This is a genomic window from Nonomuraea sp. NPDC003214 (assembly GCF_053590035.1).
In genome coordinates, this window is the sequence record NZ_JBSFSX010000001.1 from 935,988 (window position 1) to 949,677 (window position 13,690).

Annotated in this window: 11 protein-coding genes; 8 read left to right on the forward strand and 3 right to left on the reverse strand. The window is 72.3% G+C overall.

Features of this window, described 5'->3' with window-relative positions; all coding sequences use genetic code 11:
- Positions 1–4: 4 nt before the first annotated feature.
- From ACWDXC_RS04315 to ACWDXC_RS04350, 8 genes are all read left to right on the forward strand, one after another.
- Entirely contained in the window at positions 5–1,612 is a 1,608-nt protein-coding gene (locus ACWDXC_RS04315; protein ID WP_449977920.1) for a PspC domain-containing protein, read from the forward strand.
- Complete coding sequence (locus ACWDXC_RS04320; protein WP_449977923.1) at positions 1,602–1,805, forward strand: hypothetical protein; 204 nt, start codon at positions 1,602–1,604, stop codon at positions 1,803–1,805. Before ACWDXC_RS04315 ends, ACWDXC_RS04320 begins: the two co-directional genes overlap by 11 nt.
- A gap of 70 nt (positions 1,806–1,875) precedes the next feature.
- Positions 1,876–2,358: a (2Fe-2S)-binding protein gene (locus ACWDXC_RS04325; RefSeq protein WP_219500606.1), complete on the forward strand. Its 483-nt coding sequence runs from the start codon at positions 1,876–1,878 to the stop codon at positions 2,356–2,358.
- A complete protein-coding gene (locus ACWDXC_RS04330; protein WP_449977925.1) occupies positions 2,355–4,682 on the forward strand; it encodes a xanthine dehydrogenase family protein molybdopterin-binding subunit in 2,328 nt (775 codons plus the stop codon). The genes ACWDXC_RS04325 and ACWDXC_RS04330 overlap by 4 nt, the downstream gene beginning before the upstream one ends.
- Positions 4,679–5,533 (forward strand): FAD binding domain-containing protein, encoded by an 855-nt coding sequence (locus ACWDXC_RS04335; RefSeq protein ID WP_219500603.1) that lies wholly within the window; start codon positions 4,679–4,681, stop codon positions 5,531–5,533. The genes ACWDXC_RS04330 and ACWDXC_RS04335 overlap by 4 nt, the downstream gene beginning before the upstream one ends.
- 82 nt (positions 5,534–5,615) lie before the next feature.
- Positions 5,616–6,326 carry an SRPBCC family protein gene (locus tag ACWDXC_RS04340; RefSeq protein ID WP_219500601.1) on the forward strand — a complete coding sequence of 237 codons (711 nt, stop codon included), beginning with the start codon at positions 5,616–5,618 and terminating at the stop codon, positions 6,324–6,326.
- Between the two features lie 108 nt (positions 6,327–6,434).
- Complete coding sequence (locus ACWDXC_RS04345; RefSeq protein WP_449977929.1) at positions 6,435–9,044, forward strand: bifunctional glycosyltransferase/CDP-glycerol:glycerophosphate glycerophosphotransferase; 2,610 nt, start codon at positions 6,435–6,437, stop codon at positions 9,042–9,044.
- Positions 9,041–10,105 carry a glycosyltransferase gene (locus ACWDXC_RS04350; RefSeq protein WP_449977932.1) on the forward strand — a complete coding sequence of 355 codons (1,065 nt, stop codon included), beginning with the start codon at positions 9,041–9,043 and terminating at the stop codon, positions 10,103–10,105. Before ACWDXC_RS04345 ends, ACWDXC_RS04350 begins: the two co-directional genes overlap by 4 nt.
- A 96-nt stretch (positions 10,106–10,201) precedes the next feature.
- Here the strand turns inward: ACWDXC_RS04350 and ACWDXC_RS04355 are convergent, their stop codons facing one another.
- Genes ACWDXC_RS04355 through ACWDXC_RS04365 form a run of 3 tightly spaced genes read right to left on the reverse strand, consistent with a single transcriptional unit; the run spans position 10,202 to position 13,590 of the window.
- Positions 10,202–11,251 (reverse strand): sulfotransferase family protein, encoded by a 1,050-nt coding sequence (locus tag ACWDXC_RS04355; RefSeq protein ID WP_449977934.1) that lies wholly within the window; start codon positions 11,249–11,251, stop codon positions 10,202–10,204.
- A 20-nt stretch (positions 11,252–11,271) separates the two neighbouring features.
- Entirely contained in the window at positions 11,272–12,093 is an 822-nt protein-coding gene (locus tag ACWDXC_RS04360; RefSeq protein ID WP_246644003.1) for a CDP-alcohol phosphatidyltransferase family protein, read from the reverse strand.
- 48 nt (positions 12,094–12,141) lie between these two features.
- On the reverse strand, positions 12,142–13,590 hold the full coding sequence (locus tag ACWDXC_RS04365) for a glycosyltransferase family 2 protein (protein ID WP_449977939.1): 1,449 nt from the start codon (positions 13,588–13,590) through the stop codon (positions 12,142–12,144).
- Positions 13,591–13,690 lie beyond the last annotated feature (100 nt).

Sequence of the window (13,690 nt, forward strand, 5' to 3'; positions counted from 1 at the left end):
TGGCATGACAGAAGCACCGCCCAGGGAACCGGCCGCTCCCCCTGCCACGCTGCGCCGCAGCAACGAGGGACGATTCCTCATGGGAGTGTGCGCCGGCCTGGGCCGGCACACCGGCGTCGACCCGGTCGTGTTCCGGGTCGGCTTCGCGGTGCTGATGTTCGGATCCGGGATCGGGTTCATCCTGTACATTGCGGCGTTCATGCTGATGAAGGAGCCCAACGGGAAGCCGGGGATCATCGAGCAGTGGACCCGCCGCGACTTCGACGCCGACACGGTGCTGGCGCTGCTGACGGCCGTGCTCGCGCTCGGGCTCGTGCTCAACCTCTCCACCGTCTGGCTCGGCGCCGGGACGCTGGTCGTCGGGCTGTTCCTGGCCATCGCCCTGCTGGCTGCGCACACCAGCGGCGTCGACCTGCTGGCGCTCGCCCGCTCCATGCCCGAGCGCCTCAACCGCCGTCCGCGCCCGGACGGCCTCGCCACGTCCGACGACTCCCCCCGCCCGGCCGCCGCCGCTCCCCCGGCGGACGCCCCCTCCGTGAAGAGCGCGCCCGCCGTCGAGGAGGACGTCCCGTCCGAGCAGGAGGCGCCCGCCGCCGAGACGGTACGGGCCGACCTCCCCGAGGAGACGGCCGCGCCGGTCGCCCCCGCTACGGAGAGCGCGCCCGCCGAGGAGGCTCGGGAGGAGCGCGCGGCGAACACCGAGGAGCGGCGGGCCCGGCGGGATCCGGAGGCGCGGCGGCTGCTGGAGGACGAGGCGCCGTTCGCCAAGACGGCGGCGTACGCGGTGCCGACGGCGGCGCGACCCCGAGCCGAGCACCCCACGACCGACCCGGGGCGGCGGACGGCGGCGCACCCCGCGTACGGGGAGCCGTTCGCCCCGCACGGCCCGTACGAGTCGCGCTACGGCTCCTACCAGCCGCTCGACCCGGCGCGGCGCGGCGGCGGCTACTCGCCCTACGACCCGGCGCTGTACCGCCGGCCGGTGCCGCGGGAGCGGCGGCCGAAGTCGTACATCGGCGCCATCACCATGGCGCTGGCAACGATCATTGGAGGGATCCTCGTGGCGGTGCAGGCCGCATCACCCTCGGGCGTGCAGCCCACGCTGGTCGCGGGCGCGGTGCTGGTGACCATCGGCGCCGGCCTGCTGATCGCGGCCTGGTGGGGCCGGGGCGCGGGCCTGGTGGCGGCGGGCACGCTGGTGACGCTGCTGATCGGGGTGGGCATGATGTTCGGCGGCCTGCCGGCCAAGGTCGGCGAGTCCGTATGGCATGTGACGAACCCGGCGGAGTCGAACCGGGTGTACGACGCGGGAGTGGGCGACGGCAAGCTGGACCTGTCGGAGCTGCGGCTGGAGCCGGGGGCGAAGGTGACGTTCGACGCGTCGATCGCGGTGGGCGAGCTGGCGGTGATCGTGCCGCCGACGGCACGGGTCGAGGTGCGCGCGTTCAACCGGATCGGTGACATCAAGCTGGACCAGTCGCTGCGTGGCGGCGTGGACGTCCAGTTCGACAAGGTGCTGGAGCCCGAGGTGGAGCCGGAGGGCAAGGCGCCGACGATCGTGCTGAACCTGAAGGGCGGCGTGGGAGACCTGGAGGTGCGCCGTGGGGCGTGATCTCGACAGGCCGCGCAGGCTGCACCGGACCGACTGGATGGCGCTGCTGAGCGGGTCGTTGTTCGTGGTGCTCGGCATCCTGGTGCTGACGGGTTCGATCACGGATTCGCTGGTCCTGCTGCCGGTGATGGTGGTGGGGCTGGCGTTCGCGGGGCTGGTGGCGATCGTGGCGAGGGCGGTTCGCGGTAAGTAACCCTTGACCGGGACATACCCGGGCGTACGTTGGCGTTGTCCGCCTTTCCCCCTGCTCCGAGGGAGGACGTATGCCCCGTATCACCGTCACCGTCGACGGGATCACGTACGAGGAGGAGGTCGAGCCGCGGCTCCTCCTCGTCCATCTGCTCCGAGAACGGCTGGGCAGGACCGGCACGCCGGTCGGCTGCGACACCAGCAACTGCGGCGCCTGCACCGTGATGCTGGACGGCAAGAGCGCCAAGAGCTGCTCGGTGCTCGCCGTGCAGGCCGACGGCTGTGAGGTCGTCACGATCGAGGGTCTGGGCGCGAACGGGTCGATGCACCCGATGCAGCGGGCCTTCCACGAGGAACACGCGCTGCAGTGCGGCTACTGCACGCCCGGCATGGTCATGGCGGCGATCGACCTGCTCAGGGAGACGCCCGAGCCGTCGGAGGAGGCCATCCGGGAGGGCCTGGAGGGCAACCTGTGCCGGTGCACCGGCTACTGCAACATCGTCCGCGCGGTCAGGCGGGGCGCCCAGGAGATGGGGCGGGCGGTGAGGACGTCATGACCGAGGTCGGCAGGGCCAGGAGGCGCAAGGAGGACGCGCGGCTGCTGACGGGCCGCACCCAGTGGACCGACAACCTGCGCCCGCCGGGGACGCTGCACGTGGCGTTCCTGCGCAGCCCGATGGCGCACGCGCGGATCACCCGGGTCGACGTGTCCGGGGCGCGCGGGATGACCGGGGTGGTGGCGGCGTTCTGCGGCCAGGACCTGGCGGCCGAGCAGGGCAGCCTGCCGTGCGCGTGGCCGGTGACCGAGGACATCGTGATCCCGGACCATCCGCCGATGGCCGTGTCGGAGGTCCGCTACGTGGGCGAGGCGGTGGCGTGCGTGGTCGCCACCGACCGCTACCTGGCGGCCGACGCGCTGGAGGCGATCGAGGTCGACTACGAGCCGCTGCCGGCCGTGGTCGACCTGGAGGAGGCGCTGGCGCCGGACAGCCCGAAGGTGCACGAGTCGGGCAACCAGGCGTACACGATGAAGGTCACCTCGGGCGACGTCGACGCGGCCTTCCACGACGCCCCGATCGTCATCGAGCGCACCTACCACCAGCAGCGGCTCATCCCGGCGGCGATGGAGCCGAGGGCGGTGCTGGCCAGCACGGACGGCGACTCGTACACGGTCTGGACGGCGACGCAGATCCCGCACGTGCTGCGGGTGATGCTGGCACTGACCACCGGCATCCCGGAGCACAAGATCCGTGTGATCGCCCCGGACGTGGGCGGCGGGTTCGGCTCGAAGCTGCAGGTCACCGCCGAGGAGGTGCTCTGCCTGCTGCTCACCCGCCGGCTCGGCAGGCCGGTCAAGTGGAACGAGTCTCGCTCCGAGGGCAACCTGACCGTGCATCACGGCCGCGGCCAGGTGCAGCGCGTCAAGCTCGCGGCCGACGCCGACGGCCGGATCCGCGGCCTGCGCGTGGAGCTGCTGGCCGACATGGGCGCGTACCTGATGCTGCTCACGCCCGGCGTCCCGCTGCTGGGCGCGTCGATGTTCAACGCGATCTACAAGATGGACGCCTACGAGTTCGGCTGCACGGGCGTGTTCACCACGAAGATGCCCACGGACGCCTACCGGGGCGCGGGCCGGCCCGAGGCGACGTTCGGCATCGAGCGGATCATGGACGAGCTGGCCGCCGAGCTCAAGGCCGACCCGCTGGAGGTGCGGCGGCGCAACTGGATCAGGCACGAGGAGTTCCCGTACACGACGATCTCCGGCCTGACCTACGACTCCGGCAACTACGAGGCGGCCACGGACAAGGCGATGGCGCTGTTCGGCTACGACAAGCTGCGCGCCGAACAGGCCGACCGGCGGGACCGGGGGGACCCGGTGCAGCTAGGCATCGGCGTCAGCACGTACACGGAGATGTGCGGGCTGGCCCCGTCGCGGCTGCTGAAGGAGGCGCGGTACGCGGCGGGCGGCTGGGAGCACGGCGCGGTACGCATGCTGCCGACCGGCAAGGTGGAGGTGATCACGGGCACGTCGCCGCACGGCCAGGGGCACGTGACGGCATGGAGCCAGATCGCGGCCGACGCGCTGGGCGTGCCGTTCGACGACATCACGGTCATCCACGGCGACACGGCCATCGCGCACAAGGGCATGGACACCTACGGCTCGCGGTCGCTGGTGATCGGCGGCGTGGCGGTGCTCCAGGCGTGCGAGAAGGTCAGGGAGAAGGCCCGCAAGCTGGCCGCCCACGTGCTGGAGTGCGCGCCGGACGACCTGGAGTTCGCCGGGGGCGCGTTCACGGTGCGCGGCACCGACGCGCGCGCGACGATCCAGGAGCTGGCCTTCGCCGCGTTCACCGCGCACGACCTGCCCGACGGGGTGGAGGCGCGGCTGGACTCCGAGGCGACCTACGACCCGGACAACTACTCCTTCCCGCACGGCACCCACCTGTGCGCGGTCGAGGTCGACACCGAGACGGGCCTGACGAGAATCCGCTCGTACGTGGCCGTGGACGACGTCGGCAAGGTGGTGAACCCGCTCATCGTCGAGGGCCAGGTGCACGGCGGCATCGCCCAGGGGATCGGGCAGGCGCTGTTCGAGGAGGCGGTGTACGACGCGGACGGCAACCTGCTGACCAGCACGCTGGCCGACTACCTGCTGCCGTCGGCGGCCGACCTGCCGGACTTCGTCACCGACCGGACCGAGACCCCGGCGACCGGCAACCCGCTGGGCGCCAAGGGCGTGGGCGAGGCGGGCTGCATCGCCTCGACCCCGGCCGTGGTCAACGCCGTCGTGGACGCGCTGCGCCCGCACGGCATCCATGACGTGGCGATGCCGTGCACGCCCGAGCGCGTCTGGCGGGCGCTGGAAGGAGCGCGGTCATGATCCCGGCCCAGTTCGACTACGTCCGCCCGGACTCGCTGGACCAGGCGTTCCGGGAGCTGGCCTCGGACGAGGACACGAAGGTCCTGGCCGGCGGGCAGTCGCTGCTGCCGTTGCTGCGGCTGCGGCTGGCGTACCCGTCCAAGCTGGTCGACGTGGCGCGGCTGCCGGAGCTGGCGGGCGCGCACGACCGGGGCGACCACGTGTTCGTCGGCGCCATGACCACGCACGACGAGGTCATGCGCTCGCCGGTGGTGCGCGAGGGCTGCCCGCTGGTGGCGCTCGCGACGGCCACGGTGGCCGATCCGGCGGTGCGGCACCGCGGGACGTTCGGCGGCTCGCTGGCGCACGCGGACCCGGCGGGCGACCTGCCGGCCGTGGTGCTGGCGCTGGACGGCGTGTTCGTCGCGCGCTCGGCCGGCGGCGAGCGGGAGATCCCGGCGGCCCGGTTCTTCGTCGACTACCTGGAGTCGGCGCTGCTGCCGGGCGAGATCCTGACCGGCGTGAAGATCCCCAAGCTGGGTGACGGGTGGGGCTTCCACTACGAGAAGTTCCATCGCACGGCGCAGGCGTGGCCGATCGTCGGCGTGGCCGTCGCGGTCCGTCGCACGAACGGCGCGATCCAGGAGGCCAGGATCGGGCTGGCCAACATGGCGCCGACGCCGCTGCGGGCCCGCGCCGCCGAGTCGGCGCTCCAGGGCGCCGAGCTGGGCGACCAGGTACGGCAGGCGTGCGGGGAGGCGGCGGAGGGCACGGCGCCGCCGGCCGACCTGCACGCCCAGCCGGACTACCGGCGGCACCTGGCCAGGGTGCTGACGCATCGCGCGGTCCGCACGGCCGCCGGGGCTCCCTGAGCCCGCGTCCCGTGGGGGCGACGCCCTTCCGGGTCGCCCCCACGGGACGTACGCTCGCAACCAGTCGGGAAGGAGCGGATCGATGGCGATGCGGTTCGAGCACGAGTTCACGGTCCCGGTCCCCGTCGAGCAGGCGTGGGCGGTGCTGCTCGACGTCGAGCGGGTCGCGCCGTGCCTGCCGGGGGCGACGCTGGACATCTTCGAGGGCGAAGAGTTCACCGGCAGGATGAAGGTCAAGGTCGGGCCGATCACCGTCACCTACCGGGGCACCGCCCGGTTCGAGGACGTGGACAAGGACGCGCACACGCTGACCCTGCGGGCGTCGGGCAAGGAGGCGCGCGGCTCGGGCACGGCGTCGGCGACGGTCAAGGCGCGGCTGACGCCGGGCGACGGCTCGACGTCGGTCGCGGTGGAGACGTCGTTCAACGTCACGGGGCGGCCGGCGCAGTTCGGGCGCGGCGTGATGGCGGAGGTGGGCGGCAAGCTCATCGACCGGTTCGCCGCCAACCTGGCCGACCTGCTCACCGAGCCGGCGGCCCCGGAGATCGCCGAGTCTCCGGAACCTCAGGCTCCCGGGCCGGGTGAGCGGCATCTGGCCGCCGTCCCGGAGGAGGCGGTGGAGAGCCCGGCCAGGCCCGCGGGGACGGCGCGGACGGCGCTGAGCGCGGACGAGGAGGCGCTCGACCTGCTGGAGGTCGCCGGGGCGCCGCTGATCAAGCGGGTGGCGCCGGTCCTGGGCGCGCTGGCCGTGCTGGCGCTGATCGTCTGGGCGATTCGTCGCCTTATGCGGTGATTTTAGGCAAAAACCCCATCAAGTCCGGACACATCCAGAATCCTGCGGGCATGCCTACCCCCACGTCGTGACACTCGGGGGGATGGCATGCCGGCTTGCACCGTTGTCGTGATCACCTACAACGACGCGGCCCGCCTGCCCAGGGCGGTGCGTTCCGTGCTGCGGCAGTCGCTGCGCGACCTGGAAGTGATCATCTCCGACGACGCCAGCACCGACGGCACGCCCCGCGTGGCCGCCGAGCTGATGAGAGCCGATCCCCGCGTCCGCTACCTGCGCCGCGAGGTCAACAGCGGCGGCTGCGGCGCCCCCAGGAACGACGGCCTCGACGCCGCCGCCGCGCCGTACGTGATGTTCCTCGACAGCGACGACGAGCTGCCCCGGCACGCCTGCAAGAGCCTGCTGACCGAGATCGAGCGGACCGGGGCCGACTTCGTGTCCGGCCAGATCTCCCGGCTGTACGAGTCCAGCGGCCGGCTCAAGCCGTACTATCCGACGCTGTTCGCCCGGCGGCGGGTCGTCGAGGGCATCCGCGAGGAGCCCGAGCTGTTCCTGGACTCCTTCAGCACCAACAAGCTCTACGACGTGCGCTTCCTGCGTGACAACCTGCTGCGCTTCCCGGAGGACATCCACTACGAGGACCACGTGTTCGCCACCGAGCTGTACGCGCTGGCGCGACGCTTCGCCGTCGTGCCGTGGGTGGTCTACCACTGGCACCGGGCGCGCGGCGGCACGTCGATCTCGCTGAGCATCAAGGACATGGACAACGTGCGCCACCGGGTCGTCGCCGCCCGGCTGAGCGACGACATCCTGCGCGAGCACGGCGCCGCCGACCTGGTGCCCGCCCGCCAGTACCGGTTCCTGCGCCAGGACCTGCGCGTCTACCTGAACCCGCTGCCCACGATGGACCGGGTGTGGGTCAAGGAGTTCGCCGCGGTCGTCCGGCCGTACCTGGAGGAGATCGCGCCCGAGGTGTTCGACCGGGTGGAGCCGATGGACCGGGTCTGCTGCCGGCTCATCCTCGACGACCGGGTGGACGACCTGCGCATCGCCGCCGGGTCGCTCACCGGAGCGGGGGCGCCGCCGCGGGCCGCCGTGCAGGTCGGCGGCCGGACGTACTGGGGCACGACGGCCACGCCGGGCATGGACATCACGGACCTGCGGCTGGCCGAGCTGCCGTACTCGGCCAGCCGGCTGCGGCACGAGGTGACCGAGATCGGCCAGGACGGCGACCGGGTCCGGATGACCGTGCACACCTACGACCCGTTCGGCGTGCTGCCGGTGGAGTGGAAGGCGTTCCTGCGGTTGGGCGGCGAGAAGGTGCCGATCAGCCCGCAGCCGTCGGGCGAGTGCGCGTACGTGAGCCAGATCGTCTTCACACCCAGGGGCCGGTGCGAGCCGCGCATCGGGTTCACCCGGGTCGCCGACGGCCACACCACCACCGACCGGCTGCTGGTCGACCCGGCGATGAAGCCGATCGAGCTGCCCGGCGGCACGGTCAAGGCCGAGGGCTACGCGGCGTACCTGTGCGTGCGGGCCGTCTCCGCCCGGTCGCTGCTGCGCCGGATCAGGCGCAGGCTGCTGAAGCGGCTGAGCACGCCGAAGCTGAAGCTGCGCGTCTACAAGGCCCTGATCAAGGTGGTGCCGCAGCGCAGGGACCTGGCGCTGTTCGAGGCCGACGTCGGCAAGGGCTACACGGGCAGCCCGCGCGCCATCTACGAGGAGCTGCGCCGCAGCGGCCTGCCGATCGAGGCGGTGTGGTCGGTGGCCAGGGGGCGCGGCAACTTCCCGCCCGACGTGCGGCTGGTCAGGCGCGGAAGCTGGGCCTACGTCTGGACGATGGCCAGGGCCGGCTACTGGGTCGACAGCCACGGCTTCCCGCTCGATTATCCCAAGCCGCGCCGCACCCGCTACCTGCAGACGTGGCACGGGCAGGGCATCAAGTCGATCGGCTTCGACGCGCCGGACCTGCGCGGCGACTTCGACGGGCCGCGCGCCCAGTGGCGGCGGGCGGTCGCCCGGTGGGACGCGCTCGTGTCGCCGAGCGCCGAGTTCTCGCGCTGCTTCCTGCCCTCCAACGGCTACACCGGCCGCGTCTACCGCTGCGGCACGCCGCGCTGCGACGCGCTGGTGCGCGGGGCGTGCGCCGACGGGGTGCGCGAGCGGCTGGAGATCCCGCCCGGCAAGAAGGTGCTGCTGTACGCGCCCACCTACCGCGACCGTGCCAAGGGCAGCGGCCGGTCGGTCCGGGTGGACCTGGACCTGATGGCCAGGGAGCTGGCGGACGAGTGGGTGCTGATCCTGCGGACGCATCCGGTGGAACGTTACAAACCGCCGGAGCGGCTGCGGCACTTCGTCCGCCCGGCCGGCTCGTACCCGGAGATCAACGACCTGATGCTGGCCTCCGACGCCCTGCTGACGGACTACTCGTCGGTGATGTGCGACTACGCGCTGACCGGCAAGCCGATGCTGTTCTTCATCGACGACTGGGACGACTACCGGCTGTCGGAGCGCGGCGTCTACCACGACCTGCCGTCGATCGCCCCCGGCCCGTGCGTGACGACGACCGCGGACCTCGTCGCGGCGCTGCGCGACCTGCCCGCCGTGCACGCCGCCCACGCCGGCCGCTACGCCGCCTTCCGCGAGCTGTGGTGCGCCGACGAGCGCGGCGACGCCTCCGCCCGGATCGTCGCGGACTTCTTCGCGGCGGGTGCCCGGTGAACGTCGTCTTCGCCTGCCTGGACGCCGACACGCTGGGCGGCATCCAGCAGGTGACGCACACGCTGGCCCAGGGCCTGGCCGGGCGCGGGCACGAGGTGCACGTCGTCGGGCTGCACCGGGCCGACGCCCCGTTCCGCTACGTCGAGCGCCCCCGCTACCGGCAGCACCTGATCAGCCGCACCCCGGTCGGGCCGCAGGGACGCCTGGCCCGGCTGCGCGCCGACCGCCGGCTGCGCGAGCTGCTCGGCCCGATGCGGCCCGGCTTCGCCGTGCTCACCTCGCCCGGCGTGGTGACCCGGCTGTCACGGCTGCTGCCCGGCTCACTGCGTCCGATCGGCCAGTATCACGGCTCGTACGAGCACGCCCGCGGCTGCTGGCACCTGGGCTCGATCAGGAAGCACTACCCGCGTCTGGACCAGGCGGTGTTCCTGAGCGACGACGATGCGTGGCTGTTCGCGGAGAACGCGCTGCTGCCCAACACCTGGACGCTGCCGAACCCGCTGGCCGCCTGGCCGGACGCCGTGTCGCCGCTGTCGTCGCCCCGGGTGCTGGGGGTCGGGCGGCTGGAGGGGGTCAAGCGGTTCGACCGGCTGATCACCGCGTTCGCCAGGTCGGGGGCGCCGCCGTCGTGGGAGCTGCACCTGATCGGCGACGGGGGCGAGCTGGAGCGGCTGCGGGCGCACGCGGCGCGGGAAGGGGTGGCGGACCGGGTGGTGTTCCGCGGGCGGGTGCCAGCCGCGCGGATGCCGGCCGAATACCGGGACGCCTCGCTGGTCGCCCTCACGAGCGAGCACGAGGGGCTGCCGATCGTGCTGCTGGAGTCGGCCGCGCACGGGGTGCCGGCGGTGGCGTTCGACGTGTCGGGCGGGGTGCGCTCGGTCGCGTCGGCGCTGGTCCCGCCGACGGACGTGGACGCCTTCGCGGCCGAGCTGGGCCGGCTCATCGGCTCGGCGCCGGAGCGGCGGCGGCTGGGCGCCGCCGCCCGGCAGCGGGCCGAGGACTTCCGCCTCGACCCGGTGCTCGACCGCTGGGAAGCGCTCTTCACCCACATCGACCGGTGAAGATCCAGCCTTCGCCCCCATCGACCGGTGAAGTCCAGCCGGCCTTCACCCCCATCGACCGGTGAAGATCCGGCCGGTGAGCAGCGGCGCGGGCGGTCAGCCGGTGCGCTCGGCCAGCTCCGGCGACTCGCTGCGCTGCTGCGGGACGCCGGCCAGGGCGCGCTGGCCGGTGGTCAGCAGGGCGGCCACCGGGCTGGGCTCGCGCAGCCGGTTGAAGCGGTCGCGCATGGCCTTGCGCATCCGGCTGTTGCGGCGGCGCTGCATCGTCTTGTTGCAGGCCGACACGTGCTCCTTGGCCGCCGGGGCGGCGCCGGTCAGCTCGTAGCCCTGGGCCTCCAGCCGCTCGCCGAGCACCTGCTCGCAGAGCGAGATCTCCCAGCCGTCCAGGCGCTTGGCCCAGCTCCCGACCCGGCTCCTGGTGACCTCGCCGTGCGTGTTGCTGTGCCACACCTTGTGCACCGGCACCGCCACGCTGGCCGCCTCGCGCGGCGACACCATGGCGGGCGAGAAGTCCTCCTCCAGGAACGCGCAGAGCTTCTTCAGCTCGGTCACCGGGTCGTCGGTGAGGTCCTCGTAACGCAGCTCGAAGTAGCTGTCGTCGGGCAGCGTCCGGCGCAGCTTGTCGCCGTGGTCGATGGCCTCGGCCCAGGTGGAGACCGCGTGGAAGGAGTCCAGCGTGTACCAGGGCATCTCCTTCAGCGAGGCCACGCAGTCGCGGCCGTCCCTGATCAGGTGGATGAACTGGGCGTCGGGGAAGAGCCTGAGCAGCAGGTCGGTGTGCTTGACGTAGCTGGGCCGCTTGTCGCCCCAGCGGGCCTTGCCGAACCGCTCGGCGTACATGCGGAAGGCGGTGCCGAGCACGGAGCCGAGCGAGCCGGGGCCGTCCACGACCTGGCGGACGAAGGCGTCGCGGTCGATCTTGAGCTCGCGGAACTTGGTGCTGCGGTCGCTCGCGATCCACTCGGCCAGCGCGCGCCGCCGCTCGGCGTCCCGGAGGTCGCCGAACGCGCGCCGCTTGTAGTAGACGGGCATGACGAAGCGCGTCTCCGGCGGCACCGCGAGGCGCGGGTGCGAGTGGAGCATGAGCTGGAGCATCGTGGTGCCGGAGCGCGGGCAGCCGATCACGAATACTGGCCGGTCTGACATTTCGTACTAACCCCCGAAATTTAGACGAGAACGTGCTCTCGGCTCTCCTGGGGCACGGGGTGCCTGCGCGCGAAGAGCCACATCCGGTAGACAAGGAAGATCTCGTTGGCGAGAAGCAGGACGCTGGCGACCACCGCCACCGGGATCAGCGCCCCGGCCCCGGCGAGAGGCGCGATCACGAACACCGCGGCGTGAAACTCGATGCCGCTGATGAGGTGCGACCGCACCCGGCGCCGGGCCAGGAACCTGTTGAGCCGCCGCAGCGAGTACGGCATCCTGCCGCCGGTCCGCCCTCCCCTGGGCGCCGGCACCAGCCCAGGCTGCACTTCAGCCTGGAGATCCGCCTGGAGATCGGCCCGCCCCTCCCTGATGACCTCGCGGACCCGCTTCATCTGCGGCGCGTTGACGTACCGGAAGAGGTCGAGCACGGCCACCACCGCGCCCAGCACCACCCAGCTCACATCCCCCGTGAGCGCGAACTGCCCGTAGGCGAGTCCGGCGGCGCAGCAGACCACCCTGACGCGGTCGCCGACGTAGTCGAGCCAGAGCCCGAAGGGCGTCCCCGTGCCCTTGAGCCTGGCGATCTTCCCGTCGACGCAGTCGATCATGAAACTCAGATAGAACAGAACCGCCCCGGCGACCAGCCGGTCCGTCGCCAGGCACGCGGCAGAGATCATGCCGAGGACCAGCGACGTCACGGTGAGTTCGTTGGGCGTGATCCGCGTGCGGTTGGCGACCGCGAGCGCGACCCGGCAGGCGACCGGGTCCACGAAGTACACGGTCCACCAGGAGTCTCTCCGCTTGCGTGTCGCGTGGACGTCATCGAGCGAATAGGTCCTCATGGACTACAGCATGACGACGAGCCGTGTTTGAGCAATTACTCTCTGGAACTACTGGGGAATGTCCATGCCTCTTCTTGACCCTTCCGCCACCGAAAGGCGCCAGGTGGGGCCGCTCTCCCCCTCGCGGAACCACCCCTTCAGCACCAGCCCGCGCGTCTCGGTGCGCGCCTGGAGCCGCCAGGTGGGCCCGCCGCCCTCCAGCGCGCGCGGGTCGATCGTGGCCACCAGGCCCTGCCCGCCGACGCGCTTGGCGGTCAGCGGCACCTTGCGGCGGCCGTCGCTCAGCACCAGGCTGACGCGGCCCGGCTTGCGCTCGACGCGGTGGATGGCCACCTGGCCGCGCAGCAGATACTCCCGGCCGGTCCAGCCGCACTCGTCGACCCGCGCCACCAGCTTGAGCTCCTGCCGCGCGTCGTACACCTCGTCGGGGATCGCCAGCCTGCGGTCGCGGAAGTACGGGTAGTCGCCGTACCAGCCGGTGTTGCGCCAGCCGCGCGGCACCACCCGGGTGCCCTCGGCCGAGGCCCGCCTGAACTCGCGCACCTGCCGCAGCTCCTTGACCAGCCCGCGCTCGACCAGGTGGAGTTCGAGCCGCCGCAGCGAGGGCGCCGCCGCGATCACGTCGGGGCCCAGCTCGGCCAGCCACTGCCTGGCCACCTCCAGCGCCGGCCCGCTGTCGCCGTCGGCGGCGTCCTCCAGCGCCTGGAAGAGGAAGACGATGTCCTTCTCCAGCACCAGGTCGTCGAAGGTGGCCTTCAGCTCCGGCGCGGTCTCGTCCAGGAAGGCACGCACCGAGCGGATGGCGCCCAGCCGCTCGGTCAGGTTGGGCAGCTCGGTGCGCCGCTGGGTGATCGAGTCCTCGCCGCCGTCGCGCCTGCGCCAGTGGTAGACGACGTCGTCGAGCACGTCGACGCTGGTGGCCAGCACGTGCGCGCGGATGGCCACGGGCACGTCCTCGTAGATCCCGGCGGGGAACTCCAGCCCGCGCTCGCGCCAGAACGCCGTCCGGTAGACCTTGTTCCAGACCGTGCGGTCGCGGGCCAGCGAGCGCCGGTCCATGACGTGCGTGCACAGCACCCGCCGCCTGAACACCTTCTCGTGCATCGTCGACGGCGTCAGCTCGCCGTCGGCCAGCCGCAGCACCGCCCCGCACGCCAGGTCGGAGCCGGTCTCCCGCAGCGAGGAGACCAGCAGCTCGTACGCGCGCGGCGGCACGACGTCGTCACCGTCGGCGAAGGCCAGATAGGGGCCGCGGGCGTGCCGCACGCCGAGGTTGCGGGCCGGTCCCGGCCCCTGGTTGGGCTGGCGCAGCAGCACGAACCGGGGATCGCGGGCGGCGAACTCCTCGGCGACCCGGCGGCTGCCGTCGAGCGAGCCGTCGTCGACGCAGAGGACCTCGAAGTCCGTCAGCGTCTGGGCGGCCAGCGACTCCAGGCACTCCGCCAGGTACGGCTCCACGTTGTGGATCGGGACGACGACGCTGAGCAGGGGGATCATTGTCGAGCACTCCTTTCGGTGGCTGAGGGCAGCATGCCCGGGCTGTCGCTGCCCTGATCGGGTCTTTACGCTACGTTGTGCAAGTGATCCGGCACGTTGT

Excerpts from the sequence above, each read along its gene's own strand:
- ACWDXC_RS04315 (WP_449977920.1), top strand. The coding sequence starts at position 5 with ATGACAGAAGCACCGCCCAGGGAACCGGCCGCTCCCCCTGCCACGCTG.
- ACWDXC_RS04325 (WP_219500606.1), top strand. The coding sequence starts at position 1,876 with ATGCCCCGTATCACCGTCACCGTCGACGGGATCACGTACGAGGAGGAG.
- ACWDXC_RS04330 (WP_449977925.1), top strand. The coding sequence starts at position 2,355 with ATGACCGAGGTCGGCAGGGCCAGGAGGCGCAAGGAGGACGCGCGGCTG.
- ACWDXC_RS04335 (WP_219500603.1), top strand. The coding sequence starts at position 4,679 with ATGATCCCGGCCCAGTTCGACTACGTCCGCCCGGACTCGCTGGACCAG.
- ACWDXC_RS04340 (WP_219500601.1), top strand. The coding sequence starts at position 5,616 with ATGGCGATGCGGTTCGAGCACGAGTTCACGGTCCCGGTCCCCGTCGAG.
- ACWDXC_RS04355 (WP_449977934.1), bottom strand. The coding sequence starts at position 11,251 with ATGTCAGACCGGCCAGTATTCGTGATCGGCTGCCCGCGCTCCGGCACC.
- ACWDXC_RS04360 (WP_246644003.1), bottom strand. The coding sequence starts at position 12,093 with ATGAGGACCTATTCGCTCGATGACGTCCACGCGACACGCAAGCGGAGA.
- ACWDXC_RS04365 (WP_449977939.1), bottom strand. The coding sequence starts at position 13,590 with ATGATCCCCCTGCTCAGCGTCGTCGTCCCGATCCACAACGTGGAGCCG.